The 15,526-nt window shown below is 71.6% G+C and carries 12 protein-coding genes; 9 read left to right on the forward strand and 3 right to left on the reverse strand.

The annotated features are described in order from the left end of the window. The first annotated feature begins 1 nt into the window (after position 1). The 3 genes from JOD46_RS10225 to JOD46_RS10235 all read left to right on the forward strand — a co-directional run bounded on the left by JOD46_RS10225 (position 2) and on the right by JOD46_RS10235 (position 1,882). Positions 2–517 carry an FHA domain-containing protein gene (locus tag JOD46_RS10225; protein WP_372432413.1) on the forward strand — a complete coding sequence of 172 codons (516 nt, stop codon included), beginning with the start codon at positions 2–4 and terminating at the stop codon, positions 515–517. Continuing rightward, positions 514–1,206 carry a transcriptional regulator FtsR gene (ftsR, locus tag JOD46_RS10230; RefSeq protein ID WP_204393937.1) on the forward strand — a complete coding sequence of 231 codons (693 nt, stop codon included), beginning with the start codon at positions 514–516 and terminating at the stop codon, positions 1,204–1,206. The genes JOD46_RS10225 and ftsR overlap by 4 nt, the downstream gene beginning before the upstream one ends. Before the next feature lie 121 nt (positions 1,207–1,327). Further along, entirely contained in the window at positions 1,328–1,882 is a 555-nt protein-coding gene (locus tag JOD46_RS10235) for a MerR family transcriptional regulator (protein WP_204393938.1), read from the forward strand. A gap of 63 nt (positions 1,883–1,945) precedes the next feature. Here JOD46_RS10235 and JOD46_RS10240 read toward each other — a convergent pair whose 3' ends face one another. Then, positions 1,946–2,788 carry a ParA family protein gene (locus JOD46_RS10240; RefSeq protein WP_204393940.1) on the reverse strand — a complete coding sequence of 281 codons (843 nt, stop codon included), beginning with the start codon at positions 2,786–2,788 and terminating at the stop codon, positions 1,946–1,948. A 78-nt stretch (positions 2,789–2,866) separates the two neighbouring features. Between JOD46_RS10240 and JOD46_RS10245 the strand changes: the two genes are divergently transcribed. From JOD46_RS10245 to def, 3 genes are all read left to right on the forward strand, one after another. Beyond that, positions 2,867–6,271, forward strand: a complete 3,405-nt coding sequence (locus JOD46_RS10245) for a pyruvate carboxylase (protein WP_204393942.1) — start codon at positions 2,867–2,869, stop codon at positions 6,269–6,271. A gap of 37 nt (positions 6,272–6,308) precedes the next feature. Further along, entirely contained in the window at positions 6,309–7,691 is a 1,383-nt protein-coding gene (locus JOD46_RS10250; RefSeq protein ID WP_307834996.1) for a MinD/ParA family ATP-binding protein, read from the forward strand. A gap of 67 nt (positions 7,692–7,758) precedes the next feature. Then, a complete protein-coding gene (gene def, locus JOD46_RS10255) occupies positions 7,759–8,250 on the forward strand; it encodes a peptide deformylase (RefSeq protein ID WP_204393945.1) in 492 nt (163 codons plus the stop codon). Positions 8,251–8,343: 93 nt separating this feature from the next. On the opposite strand, the gene JOD46_RS10260 is transcribed toward def, so the two are convergent. Next, positions 8,344–10,239 (reverse strand): AMP-dependent synthetase/ligase, encoded by a 1,896-nt coding sequence (locus tag JOD46_RS10260; protein ID WP_204393947.1) that lies wholly within the window; start codon positions 10,237–10,239, stop codon positions 8,344–8,346. Between the two features lie 93 nt (positions 10,240–10,332). Between JOD46_RS10260 and JOD46_RS10265 the strand changes: the two genes are divergently transcribed. The 3 genes from JOD46_RS10265 (at position 10,333) to JOD46_RS10275 (ending at position 13,488) form a co-directional block, all read left to right on the forward strand. Further along, positions 10,333–11,286, forward strand: coding sequence for an ROK family glucokinase (locus JOD46_RS10265; protein ID WP_204393949.1), 954 nt, complete (start codon positions 10,333–10,335; stop codon positions 11,284–11,286). A gap of 61 nt (positions 11,287–11,347) precedes the next feature. Beyond that, complete coding sequence (locus tag JOD46_RS10270; RefSeq protein ID WP_204393951.1) at positions 11,348–12,037, forward strand: lysophospholipid acyltransferase family protein; 690 nt, start codon at positions 11,348–11,350, stop codon at positions 12,035–12,037. Positions 12,038–12,159: 122 nt separating this feature from the next. Continuing rightward, entirely contained in the window at positions 12,160–13,488 is a 1,329-nt protein-coding gene (locus JOD46_RS10275) for a class II 3-deoxy-7-phosphoheptulonate synthase (RefSeq protein WP_204396506.1), read from the forward strand. Between the two features lie 97 nt (positions 13,489–13,585). On the opposite strand, the gene pknB is transcribed toward JOD46_RS10275, so the two are convergent. Continuing rightward, a complete protein-coding gene (gene pknB / locus JOD46_RS10280; RefSeq protein ID WP_239563653.1) occupies positions 13,586–15,478 on the reverse strand; it encodes a Stk1 family PASTA domain-containing Ser/Thr kinase in 1,893 nt (630 codons plus the stop codon). Positions 15,479–15,526 lie beyond the last annotated feature (48 nt).

A 15,526-nucleotide genomic window follows, 5' to 3' on the forward strand; every position in this document is an offset into this window, starting at 1 on the left:
GGTGGCGGATTCCGACATGAACCAGGCCGGTGCGAACGACGGGGCGCGTGATCCTTCGACGCAGACCTCCGCGCATGTGGTGAACCACGCGAACGACACCACGATGGGCTTCAGCCGCGAGGCGGCGGCCCAGTTGAGCGCGCTCGACTCCGACATCAGCGCCGCCGAGCAGGAGGCCATCGCCGCCCTTCCGTCCGGCTCGGCGCTGCTGATCGTGCGGCGCGGACCCAACGCCGGCGCGCGGTTCCTCCTCGACACCGACGTGACGACGGTCGGGCGCCATCCCGACGCCGACATCTTCCTCGACGACGTCACCGTGTCGCGCAAGCACGCCGAGTTCGTGCGGCACCGCACCGCGTTCGAGGTGCGCGACCTGAACTCGCTGAACGGCACCTACTTCGACGGCGTGCGCATCGACACCGCACTGCTGAGCGACGGCGCCGAGGTCCAGATCGGCAAGTACCGCCTCACCTTCTACGCCTCACGGCGCGACCTCTCGCCGGCGGGCGCCGGGTGACCGAGGGCGCCGCGAGGCGGCGTCCGGCACCCGCCCCGCCGCTGCTCGGCATCGGCCAGGTCCTGGCGAAGCTCCAACCGGAGTTCCCGGAACTGACCCCGTCGAAGCTGCGGTTCCTCGAGGAGCAGGGGCTCGTCACCCCGTCGCGCACCGCGGCGGGCTACCGCAAGTTCTCACCGGCCGACGTGGAGCGGCTGCAGGTCATCCTCGCCATGCAGCGCGATCACTACCTGCCGCTCAAGGTCATCCGGGCGCACCTGGAGGCGGTCGACGCCGGCGACGCGCCGGCACTGCCCGGCGCCGTCAGCGCGGCGACCGTCCGCGCGACGGCCCATCGCTTCTCCCGGGAGGAGCTCCTCCGCGAAGCGGGGGCCGGCGCCGGGCTGCTCGACGAGGCGATCGCGGCGTCCGTGATCCGGCCGGCCGAGGTCTACGGCACCGACGCGCTCGAGGCGCTGCGCGCCCTCGCCGCGCTCGGTGCGGTCGGCATCGAGCCGAGGCACCTGCGAGGGCTGCGGGCGGCCGCCGAGCGCGAAGCGGCCCTCATCGACCAGGCGATCGCCCCCGAGCGACGTTCCGACCCGGCAGGGCGGGCGCGCAGCGCCGAACGCGCGCGCGAGCTCGCCGAGCACCTCGCGGTCGTGCACGCGAGCGTCCTGCGGCGCGCGCTCGAGGGCGGTTCCCGCTGACCCGGTCGCCGGGCGCGCGACACGCCGTGACGTTCGGCGCGATGTCCTCGACTCGCGTGCCGACCGTGGGTAGCGTGGGACCCGCGCCGCGAGGCGCCGACGAGAGGTGAGGGGCGATCGGATGAGCGAGCTCGATCGGAGCGAACGCACGCGCTACGACCTCGGACTGCTCTTCACGGACGGGCTTCCGGAGCACGACGACGGCACGGGCTACCGCGGCGCCGTGGCGGCCCGCGCGGCCGGCATCAGCTACCGCCAGCTCGACTACTGGGCTCGCACCCAGCTGGTCGAACCCACCGTGCGCGGCGCTGCCGGGTCGGGATCGCAGAGACTGTACGGGTTCCGCGACATCCTCGTGCTGAAGCTCGTCAAGCGCCTCCTCGACACGGGCATCTCGCTGCAGCAGATCCGCGTCGCGGTCACGCAGCTCCGCGAGTCCGGCATCGAGGACCTCGCCCAGACGACGCTCATGAGCGACGGCGCGAGCGTCTACCTCTGCACCTCCGACGATGAGGTGATCGACCTCGTGAACCGCGGGCAGGGCGTGTTCGGCATCGCCGTCGGCAAGGTCCTCCGCGAGGTGGAGTCGACGCTCGTCGAGCTCGACACGCAGCCGGCCGAGCAGGTCGACGAGCTCGCCGCGCGACGTGCACGATCGACCCGCAAGATCTCCTGAGCCCGCGGGCGGGTCGCCGACCTGACGTCGTGTGACGCCGGATGACGCGTGCTCGAGCGCGCGTCAGCGGCTCGGGGCGTCGATCTCCAGCCGGCCGTTCGGGGCCTGGGCGAACTCGCCGATCCGGGCCGTGCGCAGCACCCGCTCGAGGAGCTGGTCGAAGTGCGCCGACATCTCCTCGGCGCTCTCGCCGGGCCACATGTGCAGCGGCTTCGCGGCGCCCTGCGCCTGCTGGAGCGACGTGCGCTCGGGCAGCTGCGGGCTGAGCACGAGCGGGCCGAACATGTCTCGCAGCTCCTTGATGCGGAACTGGTGCTCGAGCGACTGCACGCGCGCACGGTTCACGATGATGCCGAGCGGCTGCAGGCGGGGGGAGAGGCCGCGACGGATCTCCTCGATCGCGCGCAGCGCGCGGTCGGCGGCGGCCACCGAGAACAGGCCGGGCTCGGTCACCACGGCGACGCGGTCGCTCGCGGCCCATGCCGTGCGCGTGAGCGCGTTGAGCGACGGCGCGCAGTCGATGAGCACGAGCTCGTAGTCGGCCTCGACGTTGGCGAGCGCCTCCTCGAGCTTCCAGATGTCCCGGATGGACGGGTGCGGGCCGTCGTAGTTGATGGCCGACGGGCTGCCGATCATGACGTCGATGGTCGACTGCGGGTTCGAACGCGCCCAACCGGAGGGGGCGATCGCCGAGCGGACGATCCTCTCCTTCGGCGAGGCGAGGACGTCGGCGACGTTGAGGTGACCGCCGACCTGGATGTCCATCCCGGTCGACACGTCGGACTGCGGATCCAGGTCGACCACGAGCGTGCGCACGCCGCGCGCGAACGCGGCCGACGCCAGTCCGAGGGTGACGGTCGTCTTTCCGACGCCGCCCTTCAGGGAACTGACCGAGAGAACGTGCACGAGCGAATACGTTACCGTTACTCGCAACGCGATACCTAAATGTTCGCTGTGCGGAAGACCCCCATCCGAAAGGCCTGCATGTTCTCGAAGATCCTGGTCGCCAATCGCGGTGAGATCGCCATCCGTGCGTTCCGCGCCGCCGTCGAGCTCGGTGCGAAGACCGTCGCCGTCTTCCCGTACGAGGACCGCAACTCGCTGCACCGGCTGAAGGCCGACGAGGCGTACCAGATCGGCGAGCCCGGTCACCCCGTGCGCGCCTACCTCGACGTGTCTGAGATCATCCGGGTCGCCAAGGAGTCGGGCGCCGATGCGATCTACCCGGGCTACGGCTTCCTGTCGGAGAATCCCGAGCTCGCGCAGGCCGCGGCCGACGCGGGCATCACCTTCATCGGCCCGCCCACGCGCGTGCTGGAGATGGCCGGCAACAAGGTGACCGCCAAGCAGCAGGCGATCGCGGCGGGCGTTCCCGTGCTCAAGTCGACCGAGCCCTCGCGCGACGTCGAGGCGCTGCTCGCGCAGGCCGACGAGATCGGCTTCCCCATCTTCGCCAAGGCCGTCGCGGGCGGCGGCGGTCGCGGCATGCGCCGTGTCGACAAGCGGGACGACCTGCGCCGTGCGCTCGAGGAGGCCATGCGCGAGGCCGACAGCGCCTTCGGCGACCCGACGATGTTCCTCGAGCAGGCTGTGCTCCGCCCGCGCCACATCGAGGTCCAGGTGCTCGCCGACGGCACGGGCGAGACCGTGCACCTCTTCGAGCGCGACTGCTCGGTGCAGCGCCGCCACCAGAAGGTCGTCGAGATCGCGCCGGCGCCGAACCTCTCCGACGAGATCCGCCAGTCCCTCTACCGCGACGCCGTGGCGTTCGCGAAGTCGATCGGCTACGTCAACGCGGGGACGGTCGAGTTCCTGCTCGACACGGCGGGCGAGCGCGCCGGCCAGCACGTGTTCATCGAGATGAACCCGCGCATCCAGGTCGAGCACACGGTCACCGAGGAGGTCACCGACGTCGACCTCGTCGTCGCCCAGATGCGGATCGCGGCGGGGGAGACCCTCGCCGACCTCGGCCTGACCCAGGACCGGATCCAGCTCCGCGGTGCCGCGCTCCAGTGCCGCATCACGACCGAGGACCCCACGGCGAACTTCCGCCCCGACACGGGCAAGATCACGACGTACCGCTCGCCGGGCGGCGCGGGCATCCGTCTCGACGGCGGCACGGTCAACCCCGGCGCGCAGATCAGCCCGCACTTCGACTCGATGCTCGCGAAGCTCATCTGCCGGGGTCGCGACTACTCGCAGGCGGTCACGCGCGCCAAGCGCGCCCTTGCGGAGTTCCGCATCCGCGGCGTGTCCACGAACATCCCGTTCCTCCAGGCGGTCCTCGAGGACCCGGCGTTCATCGCGGGCGACCTCAGCACGTCGTTCATCGACGAGCGGCCGCAGCTCATGCGCGGGCGCGTGTCGAAGGACCGCGGCACCAAGATCCTGAACTGGCTCGCGGATGTCACGGTGAACCAGCCGAACGGACCCGCGCCCACCACGGTCGCGCCGGTCGAGAAGCTCCCCGAGGTCGACCTGTCGCAGCCCGCGCCCGACGGGTCGCGCCAGCGACTGCTCGAGCTCGGCCCGGAGCGGTTCGCCGCGGCGCTGCGCGCGCAGACGCCGCTCGCGGTCACCGAGACCACGTTCCGTGACGCGCACCAGTCGCTGCTCGCGACCCGCGTGCGCACGCGCGACCTCGTCGCCGTCGCGCCGTACGTCGCGCGCATGACGCCCGGGCTGCTCTCCGTCGAGGCCTGGGGCGGGGCGACCTACGACGTCGCGCTGCGCTTCCTCGGCGAGGACCCGTGGGAGCGGCTCGCGGCGCTGCGCACCGCGCTGCCGAACATCAACATCCAGATGCTGCTGCGCGGTCGCAACACGGTCGGCTACACGCCGTACCCGACCGAGGTGACCGACGCGTTCGTGCAGGAGGCCGCCGCGACCGGCGTCGACATCTTCCGCATCTTCGACGCGCTCAACGACGTCTCGCAGATGCGTCCGGCGATCGACGCGGTGCTCGCCACCGGGTCCTCGATCGCCGAGGTCGCGGTCTGCTACACCGGCGACCTGCTCGACCCCGCCGAGGACCTCTACACCCTCGACTACTACCTGCGACTCGCCGACCAGATCGTCGAGGCCGGTGCGCACATACTCGCCATCAAGGACATGGCCGGCCTGCTGCGCCCGGCCGCGGCCGAGAAGCTCGTCGGCGCGCTCCGCGAGCGGTTCGACCTCCCCGTGCACCTGCACACCCACGACACCGCTGGCGGCCAGCTCGCGACGCTGCTCGCCGCGAGCCGCGCGGGCGTCGACGCGGTCGACGTCGCGAGCGCGCCCATGGCGGGCACGACCAGCCAGCCCTCGGCGTCCTCCCTCGTCGCCGCGCTCGCGCACACCGAGCGCGACACCGGCATCTCGCTCGACGCGGTCTCCGACCTCGAACCGTACTGGGAGGCGGTCCGGCGCCTCTACCGTCCGTTCGAGTCGGGGCTGCCCGGGCCCACGGGGCGCGTGTATCACCACGAGATCCCCGGCGGGCAGCTCTCGAACCTGCGCCAGCAGGCGATCGCGCTCGGCCTGGCCGACGACTTCGAGCTCATCGAGGACATGTACGCGGCGGCGAACGAGATCCTCGGGCGGGTTCCCAAGGTCACGCCGTCGTCGAAGGTCGTCGGTGACCTCGCGCTGCACCTCGCCGCGGTGAAGGCCGACCCCGCCGACTTCGAGGCGAACCCCGAGAAGTACGACGTGCCCGACTCGGTCATCGGCTTCATGGCCGGCGAGCTCGGCGACCTGCCCGGCGGATGGCCCGAGCCCTTCCGCTCGAAGGTGCTCGCGGGCCGCGACGTGCGCGTCGGCGTCACCGAGCTCACCGACGAGCAGCGCCGCGGGCTCGACACGCCCGGGACCGAGCGGCAGGCGCTGCTGAACGCGCTGCTGTTCCCGGCCCCGACGCGCCAGTTCGAGCAGATCCGCGAGCTGTTCGGCGACCTGTCGGTCGTCGACACCGCCGACTACCTCTACGGCCTCCGACCCGGCGCCGAGCACGTGGTCGAGATCGCCAAGGGCGTGCGCCTCTACGCCGGGCTCGAGGCCATCGGCGAGGCCGACGACAAGGGCATGCGGACCGTCATGACCATCCTGAACGGCCAGCTCCGGCCCGTGTTCGTGCGCGACCGGAGCATCACGGTCGAGACCCGCGCGGCCGAGAAGGCCGACGCGTCGCAGCCCGGCCAGATCGCCGCGCCGTTCTCCGGAGTGGTGACGCTCCAGGTGGAGACGGGTGCCGAGGTCGCGCCCGGCCAGGCCGTCGCGTCGATCGAGGCCATGAAGATGGAGGCGGCGATCACCTCGCCCATCGCGGGCGTCGTCGAGCGCGTCGCCATCCCGAAGACGCAGCAGGTGGAGGCGGGTGATCTGCTCGTCGTCGTGCGCCCGCGATAGACTCGGGACTGTTCCGCACTGATGAGGAGGGGAGTCGGTGGCAGAACACGATGATCAGACGGGCTCGACCCGTCGCCCGCGTTCCCGCACCACCGAGCGTTCCGACGACCGTCGGGCGCCTGCCGGGCCGGCCGAGCCGGGCCAGCCCGACGAGTCGATCGACGTGCGCGTCGACCTGCCGCCCGCGCCGCCGCCGAACATGCCCGACGACGAGGTGGCGGTCGCCATCGACGACGTCGCGGTCGACCCGGGCGGTCTCGGCGCGGTGAGCACGGGCACCACGTCGGTCGAGGTGCTCACGCCGGCGTTGTCGCGCGGGGGCTACCGGCACGCGGCCGGGCGCGATGCATCCCCGTACGGCGCGCTGCTCGCCGCCGACGCGTCGCGCACGCGACGCGAGCGCCTCACCACCGACACGGGTGCGCACGTCGCGATCGTCGAGGAGGCCGACGGCGAGCTCGTCGCGGCCGAGGTCCCCGAGACGCCGGAGTCGCTCACGGCCGACCGGCTCATCGACCTCAATCGCACCACGCGACCCGCGCCGCAGGGCGGATTCAACCGGTTCCTCTACGAGGCGACCCTGCACCTGGTCAACCTCGGCGACTCGGCGAAGGTCCGGGCCCATCGGGCGATGAACGAGCGGATCGGACGGCGCTTCGAGGGCGGGGCGCGGTTCGTGCCCGTGCTGACCCGGAAGGGCGGCGTCGGCAAGACGACCATCACGACGCTGCTCGGCATGGCCCTCGCCGACGCGCGCGACGACCGCGTGATCGCGATCGACGCCAATCCCGATCGCGGCACGCTCGCCGAGCGGGTCGACCGGCAGACGCGCGAGACCGTGCGCGACGTCGTCTCGCGAGCCTCCTCGATCGGCGGGTTCACCGACTTCTCGAAGTTCGTCTCGCGTGACGAGACGCGCCTCGACATCCTCGCGTCCGACACCGACCCCACGCTGTCCGAGGCGTTCGACGCCGATGACTACAACGTGGTCGCCGGCCTCGCCGCGCGGTACTACTCGCTCGTGCTCACCGACTGCGGCACCGGCATCGTGCACTCGGTCATGCGGGCGACGCTGCAGCGGGCCGACTCGATCGTCGTCGTCTCGGGCGGCAGCGTCGACGAGGCGCGCCTGGCCTCGGAGACCCTCACCTGGCTCGAGGCGAACGGGTACGGCGAGCTCGTGCGCAACGCCGTCGTCGCGATCAACCTCGCCACGCAGGGCACGCACCTGGTCAAGGTCGACGAGATCGAGGCGCACTTCCAGTCCCGCGTGCGCGAGATCGTGCGCATCCCGTACGACCCCCAGCTCGCGGCCGGCTCGGTCGTGCACTGGGCCGACCTGCGCCCGGTGACGCAGCACGCCGCCCGCGAGCTCGCCGCGCTCGTGGTGGAGGGCCTGCCCGTCGAACGCGGCCACTGACCCCCTCGCCCGTCGCCGCGACGGGCCCGACCCTGCCCGCGTGCGCGGGCCCGATCACGGAGCACCATTGCCGGAACGTCCCATTCGCCTGTTCGGCGACCCCGTCCTGAAGACCGTCTCCACCCCCGTCGAGGCGGTCGACGACCGCGTCCGCGGGCTCGTCGCCGACCTCGTCGACAGCGTGCGGCTCCCCGGCCGCGCCGGCGTGGCCGCGCCGCAGATCGGCGTGAACCTGCGCGTGTTCAGCTACAACATCGACGGCGAGGTCGGCTACGTCATCAATCCCGAGCTCGTCGAGGTATCGGGGGAGCGCGAACTCGTCGACGAGGGCTGCCTCTCGGTGCCGGGCCTCTGGCACAAGACGCCGCGCCATCCGTTCGCTCGCGTCCGCGGCGTGGACCTCGACGGCAACGTCGTCGAACTCGCCGGCGAAGGCCTCCTGGCCCAGGCGCTGCAGCATGAGGTGGATCACCTCGACGGCATCGTCTACCTCGACCGGCTCGAGAAGGACGAGCGCAGGGCCGCCATGCGGTCGGTGCGCGAATCCGACTGGTTCTGACCGCCGACACCGGGCTCGTCCGCGAGGCACGGAACCGGCACACGGAGAAGGGCTCCGCGCGGATGCGCGGAGCCCTTCCCTGCGGCGGCGGGGTCAGCTGACGATCGAGTGGCCCTCGGTCGCGGGGGCGCCCGAGTACATGCCCTCGATGTCGGCGGCGAAGTCCTCGAGGATCACGTTGCGCTTGATGCTCATCTTCGGCGTGAGGTGACCGCTCGCCTCGGTGAACTCGGTCGGCAGGATCGTGAACTTGCGGATCGACTCGGCCCGCGAGACGTGCTCGTTCGCCGCGTCGATCGCGCGCTGCACCTCGGCGAGCACCGCCGGGTTGGTCGCGGCCTCGTCGACGCTCATGCCCGCATCCTCGCCGTGGTTGTTCAGCCAGACCGGCAGCATCTCGGGGTCGAGCGTGACGAGGGCGGAGATGAAGGGCTTCTGGTCGCCGACGACGACCACCTGGCCCACGAGCGGGTTCGCGCGGATCGGGTCCTCGAGCGCCGCGGGGGCGACGTTCTTGCCGCCCGCCGTCACGATGATCTCCTTCTTGCGGCCCGTGATCGTGAGGAACCCGTCGGCGTCGAACGAGCCGATGTCGCCGGTCTTGAACCATCCGTCGTCGAAGACCGCGGCCGTGGCCTCGGGGTTCTTCCAGTACTCCTTGAAGACGTTGACGCCCTTGACCTCGATCTCGCCGTCGTCGGCGAGTCGCACCGACACGCCGGGCAGCGCGGGCCCGACGGTGCCGATCTTCGACCTCGTGGCGAGGTTCACCGTCGCGGGGGCCGTGGTCTCGGTGAGGCCGTAGCCCTCGAGGATCGTGATGCCCAGCGCGTGGTAGAAGTGGCCGAGGCGAGGCCCGAGCGGAGCCGAGCCGGACACCGCGTACTTGACGTTCCCGCCCATCGCGGCACGCAGCTTCGAGAAGACCAGGCGGTCGAAGAGCGCGAACTTCAGCTTCAGGCCGAGCGGGATGCCCGCACCCGCCTCCTTCGCCGTGGAGTACGCGACCGCGGTCTCGGCCGCCGCGTGGAAGATCTTGCCCTTGCCGCCGGCCTCGGCCTTCTGCTCGGAGACGTTGTAGACCTTCTCGAACACGCGGGGGACCGCGAGCAGGAACGTGGGCTTGAAGCTGCCGAGCGAGGGCAGCAGCTGCTTCGTGTCGGGCTGGTGGCCCACGCGAACGCCGGCGTGCACGCACAGCACCGAGATGAACCGGGCGAACACGTGCGCGGTGGTGATGAACAACAGCGTCGACGCGCCGTTCGGGTCGAGCACGACCTCCTCGAGCGCGACCGCGGCGTTGCGGGAGAGCTCGACGAAGTTCGAGTGGGTCAGGACGCAGCCCTTGGGCTTGCCGGTCGAGCCGGACGTGTAGATGAGCGTCGCGATGTCGGAGCCGACCGCGAGGTTGCGGCGGCGCTCGATCTCCTCGTCGGGCACGTCGGCGCCGGCGGCGGCGAGCTTGTCGAGGTCGCCGAGGTCGATCTGCCACACGTTGCGGATCGCGGGGAGGTCGGGATGCACCTCGTCGAACCGCGCGAAGTGGTCGGCGGTCTCGAGGATGACGGCGACCGATCCGGAGTCGCCGAGGTTCCAGCGCACCTGCGCCGGCGAGCTCGTCTCGTAGATCGGGACGAGGACGGCGCCCGCGAACCAGGTCGCGAAGTCGATGAGGGTCCACTCGTACCGGGTCTTGCACATCAGGCCGACCTTGTCGCCCGGCTGGATGCCGGCGGCGACGAGGCCCTTGGCGAGCCGGACGACCTGCTCGTGGAATTCCCGCGTCGTGACCGGGCTCCACCCGCCGTCGGCGGTCGGCAGCGAGAAGAGCACCGAGTCGGGGGTCGCCGAGACGCGCTCCATGAGGAGGTCGGTGGTGTTCGCGTCGGGGTCGGCGGGGACCAAGGGTGCAGTGGCGAATTCGGTCACGGTAGCTCCTTCGGCACCGGGAGGGTCGCAGGCGCTACGGGGCCGCACGAACCTCGGCATTGGGGTTGACTACACTCTAACCGGTGCGCCCCCGGCAGCCGCTGGGCGCTTGTGCACACACTCCAAAGCACCCCACCCGGAAAGGCGATCCCATTGGCGCTTGCGATCGGCATCGACATCGGCGGCACCAAGATCGCGGGGGCCGTCGTCGACGAGCTGGGCTCGATCGTGCGCTCGCAGCGGGTCGCGACGCCCGCGGGTGACACCGTCGCGCTCGAGGACGCGGTCGTCGAGATGATCCGCGCCCTGTCCGAGGGCGAGCAGATCGCGGCGGTCGGCGTCGCGGCCGCCGGTTTCATCGACGCGGCCCAGTCGATGGTCTACTACGCACCGAACATCGACTGGCGCAACGAGCCCTTCCGCGAGAAGCTCGAGGCCCGCGTCGGCGGCACCGTGGTCGTCGAGAACGATGCCAACGCCGCGGGCTGGGCCGAGTTCCGCTTCGGCGCCGGACGCATGGTCAGCGACATGGCGATGCTGACGATCGGCACGGGCGTCGGCGGCGCGATCGTGTCCGGCGACCGGCTGTTCCGGGGCGGGTTCGGCGCGGGGGCCGAGCTCGGGCACCTCCGGGTGGTGCCGAACGGCATCGCGTGCGGGTGCGGACAGCACGGATGCCTCGAGCAGTACGGCTCGGGCCGCGCCCTGCTGCGCATGGCGAACGAGATCGCGGATGCCGGCGGCATCGGGCAGGCGCTCGCGCGAGCGCGTGCGGAGCACGGCGGGCTCGACGGCACGATCGTCGGCGGCCTCATCGCCGAAGAGGATCCCGGCGCGCTCGCGGCGCTGCGCCAGCTCGGCCACTGGCTCGGCCAGGCCTCCGCGAGCCTCGCCGCGGTGCTGGATCCGCAGCGATTCGTGTTCGGCGGCGGCGTCGCCGTGGCGGGCGAGCTGCTCCTCGCACCCATCCGCGAGGCGTTCCTCGACCACCTGCCGGCTCGCGGCTACCACCCCGAACCCGACTTCGTGATCGCCGAGCTCGTCAACGACGCCGGCGTCGTCGGCGCGGCCGACCTGGCCCGCCTGTGGGTCGAGGAACACGCCTGAACGACGAGGCGGCGGCCGCAGTAGGCTGGCCGGCAGGCTCTGGAGGAGACGGAGGACCCGGGTGTTCTACTGGATCATGAAGCACATCGTGGTCGGGCCGATCCTCCTCTCGATCTTCCGGCCATGGGTCGTCGGGCTCGAGAACGTGCCCGAGGAGGGGCCGGTCATCCTCGCCTCGAACCACCTGTCGTTCATCGACTCGATCTTCCTGCCGCTCGTCGTCGACCGTCCGGTCGTCTTCCTCGCCAAGAGCGAGTACTTCACGGGCAAGGGCCTCAAGGGCTGGGCCACGCGCATGTTCTTCCAGGCCGCGGGCCAGCTGCCGATCGACCGATCGGGCGGCAAGGCGTCGGAGGCCTCGCTGAACACGGGCCTCCGGGTCCTCGGCGAGGGGCGCATCCTCGGCATCTACCCCGAAGGCACGCGCAGCCCCGACGCGAGGCTCTACCGGGGCCGCACCGGCGTCGCGCGCATGGTGCTCGAGGCCGGCGTTCCCGTGGTCCCGGTCGCGATGATCGGCACCGCCGAGGTCATGCCGATCGGCACGCGGCTGCCGAAGGTGCGGCGCGTGGGCATCGTGTTCGGGGAGGCGCTCGACTTCAGCCGCTTCCACGGCATGGAGGGCGACCGCTTCGTGCTGCGATCGGTCACCGACGAGCTCGTCTACGACCTCCGGGCGCTCAGCGGACAGCAGTACGTCGACGTCTACGCGAGCACCGTGCGGGAGCAACGCGCTCCGCAGTCGCGGTAGGCTGGCCGGGACGGCGTCGCGACGTGCGACGCCTGTTCCCTTCCTCCGCGCACTCCGCGCCCGAACCTCCAGGACACCAAGTGGTACAGCTCGTCGAGCCCATCGTGAACGCAGATCCCTCCGTGATCGCGGGCCTCGACTATTGGCGCACGCTGCCGATCAAGCAGCAGCCCAGCTGGCCCGATCCCGAGGCGGCGCACGCGGCGTCGGCCGAGCTCGCGACGCTGCCGCCGCTCGTGTTCGCGGGCGAGGTCGACATGCTCCGCGACCGGCTCGCGGCCGCATCGCGCGGCGAGGCGTTCCTGCTCCAGGGCGGCGACTGCGCCGAGACCTTCGCGGGCGCGACCGCCGACCAGATCCGCAACCGCGTCAAGACCGTGCTGCAGATGGCCGTCGTGCTCACGTACGGCGCGTCGATGCCCGTGGTGAAGATGGGGCGCATGGCGGGCCAGTTCGCCAAGCCCCGATCGAGCGACACCGAGACCCGCGGCGACGTGACGCTGCCCGCGTACCGTGGCGACATCGTCAACGGCTACGACTTCACGCCCGAGTCGCGTGCGGCCGACCCGTCGCGCCTCCTGCAGGGCTACCACATGGCCGCGTCGACGCTGAACCTCATCCGCGCGTTCACGCAGGGCGGCTTCGCCGACCTGCGCCAGGTGCACGCGTGGAACCAGGGGTTCGCGGCGAACCCCGCGAACGTCCGCTACGAGAAGCTCGCCCGCGAGATCGACCGTGCGGTGAAGTTCATGGACGCCTGCGGCGCCGATTTCGACGAGCTCAAGCGCACCGAGTTCTACACCGGCCACGAGGGCCTGCTCATGGACTACGAGCGCCCGATGACCCGGATCGACTCGCGCACCGGCACGCCCTACAACACCTCCGCGCACTTCATCTGGATCGGCGAGCGCACCCGCGAGCTCGACGGCGCGCATGTCGACTTCCTCTCGCGCGTGCGCAATCCGATCGGCGTGAAGCTCGGGCCGACCACGAGCCCCGAGGTCATGATGGAGCTCGTCGAGAAGCTCGACCCGAACCGCGAGCCGGGGCGCCTGACCTTCATCACGCGCATGGGCGCCGGGAGGATCCGCGACGCGCTGCCCCCGCTGCTCGAGGCGATCAAGCGCAGCGACGCGAACCCGCTGTGGGTGACCGACCCGATGCACGGCAACGGCATCACGACGCCCACGGGCTACAAGACCCGTCGCTTCGACGACGTGGTCGACGAGGTCAAGGGCTTCTTCGAGGCGCACCGCGCCGCGGGCACGCACCCGGGCGGCATCCACGTCGAGCTCACGGGCGACGACGTCACCGAGTGCCTCGGCGGTTCCGAGCACATCGACGAGGACACCCTGGCCACGCGCTACGAGTCGCTGTGCGACCCCCGCCTGAACCACATGCAGTCGCTCGAGCTCGCGTTCCTGGTGGCCGAGGAGCTCGCCGCGCGCTGATCGCGCGCCGCCACGCCGACGGGCGGGCGCGTCATCCGATCGGATGGCGCGCCCGCCCGTTCGTCGTTCCGCCCCGGGCGTTCGTCCGGGCCGGGTCTCAGAGCGTGATGGATCCGACGATGCGCACGCTGCTCCCGGGCGCCGCGAGTTCGTCGGCGGCGGGAGTCTGCTCCTGCACGGTCGCGATCGGCCAGAAGATCTCGGGCAGTTCCTTCTCGACCGTGAAGCCCGCGGCCTCGAGGATCTGGATCGCCTCGGACATGGTCTTGCCGACCACGTTCGGCACCGCGATCGGTTCCGGGCCCTTGGAGACCGTCAGCCGCACCGTGTCGCCGGGGTTCATCGGATCGTCGAGCCAATCGGCCGTGATGACGACGTCGACGGGCACGTCGGGGCTGTACTGCGCGTCGGTGAACTCGACCTTCAGGCCCGCGTCCTCGAGGAGGGTCTGCGCCTCGGCGACCGCGCGTCCCTCGACGGGCGGCACGGGGCCGACCGAGACGACGAGCGTCATCGCGCCCCGCTCGGGATACTGCGCCGCCACGGCGGCGCCGTCGGCGCCCACCACCGCGATGACGCGGCCGGCCTCGACGTCGGCGGAGAACTGCTCCGCGCTGTCGTCGGCCACGGTGAAGGCGTCGAGGGCCGCGCGGGCCTCGTCCTCGGTCATGCCGGCGACGTTCGGCACGTCGAGCATCTGCGGACCGAGCGAGACGAACATGCGCACGACGGAGCCGCGCCGCGCGAGCGCGCCCTCGTCGGGGTCGGTGCCCGACACCTGGCCCTTCGGGATCTCGGGGTCGGTGCGTTCGGCCGGCTCCACCTGGAATCCGGCCTCCTCGAGCGCCTGCGCGGCGTTGTCGGGCAGCATGCCGGCCGTCTGGGGCACGGGGGCGAGCGAGCCCGGCCCGGCGCCGAAGTACCAGCCGGTCCCGGCCGCAAGCCCGGTGAGCAGCAGGACGAGGGCGAGCAGCCAGTATCCGCGTCGGCGCCGGCGGCTCGCCGCGTTGGCGAGGGCGACCGCGTCGCCTTCGACCTCCTCGTCGGCGACGGCGACGGCGCCCGTGGCGGAGCGGCCGGCGGGCGCGATCACGCGGGTCTCGGCGGTCGGGGCGAGGTCGCGGGTGCCGAGCACCATCGTGTCGCCGGACGCGCCGCGCAGGGCCGTGGACCGCAGCGCGGGTTCGAGCTCGCGGAGCCGATCGAGCATGATGCGCGCGTCGGCGGGTCGCTCGTCGGGGTCGCGCGAGGTCGCCCAGAGCACGAGCTCGTCGAGCTCGGGCGGCACGGACGGGTTGCGCGTGCTCGGCGCGGGCACGGACTCGTTCGCGTGCTGGTACGCGATCTGCATGGGCGCCTCGCCGACGTACGGCTGCTCGCCCGTGAGCATCTCGTAGGTCATGATGCCGAGCGCGTAGATGTCGCTGCGCGCGTCGGCGATGCCGCGCGTGACGAGCTCGGGGGAGAGGTAGGCGATCGTGCCGAGCAGCGCCTGGCCGGTCGCCGTGTTGGCGCTCGCGGCGCGCGCGAGCCCGAAGTCGCCGAGCTTGATACGGCCGTCGTCGGCGAGCAGCACGTTCTCGGGCTTGAGGTCGCGGTGCACGATGCCGGCCTTGTGCGCCGCCGCGAGCCCGGAGAGCACGGCGTCGAGGATGTCGATCGTCTGCTCGGGCGTCAGCCGCTTGTAGTCCTTGAGCAGGTCGCGCAACGTGATGCCGGGCAGGTACTCCATGACGAGGTACGCCATGTCGGCGTCCTGGCCCTGGTCGAAGACGTTGACCACGTTCGGATGGGCGAGGCGCGCGGCCGAGCGGGCCTCCTGCACGAAGCGCGTCTTGAAGGTGTTGTCGTCGGCGAGGTGCCCGTGCATGATCTTGATCGCCACGCGGCGCTCGAGTCGCAGGTCGGTGGCGAGGTAGACCGTGGCCATGCCGCCGCGGGCGATCCGCGAGCGCACCTGATAGCGGCCGTCGACGAGACGGCCGATCATCGGGTCGGCGGGCGCGGTGGTCACCGTACGAGTCTACGAAGGCTCGTA

Source organism: Agromyces aurantiacus (assembly GCF_016907355.1).
Lineage (GTDB): Bacteria > Actinomycetota > Actinomycetes > Actinomycetales > Microbacteriaceae > Agromyces > Agromyces aurantiacus.

Bases quoted from the DNA above. Each gene is read 5' to 3' on its own strand.
- pknB (WP_239563653.1), bottom strand. From the start codon at position 15,478: ATGATCGGCCGTCTCGTCGACGGCCGCTATCAGGTGCGCTCGCGGATC.
- JOD46_RS10245 (WP_204393942.1), top strand. From the start codon at position 2,867: ATGTTCTCGAAGATCCTGGTCGCCAATCGCGGTGAGATCGCCATCCGT.
- JOD46_RS10235 (WP_204393938.1), top strand. From the start codon at position 1,328: ATGAGCGAGCTCGATCGGAGCGAACGCACGCGCTACGACCTCGGACTG.
- JOD46_RS10260 (WP_204393947.1), bottom strand. From the start codon at position 10,239: ATGCCGAGGTTCGTGCGGCCCCGTAGCGCCTGCGACCCTCCCGGTGCC.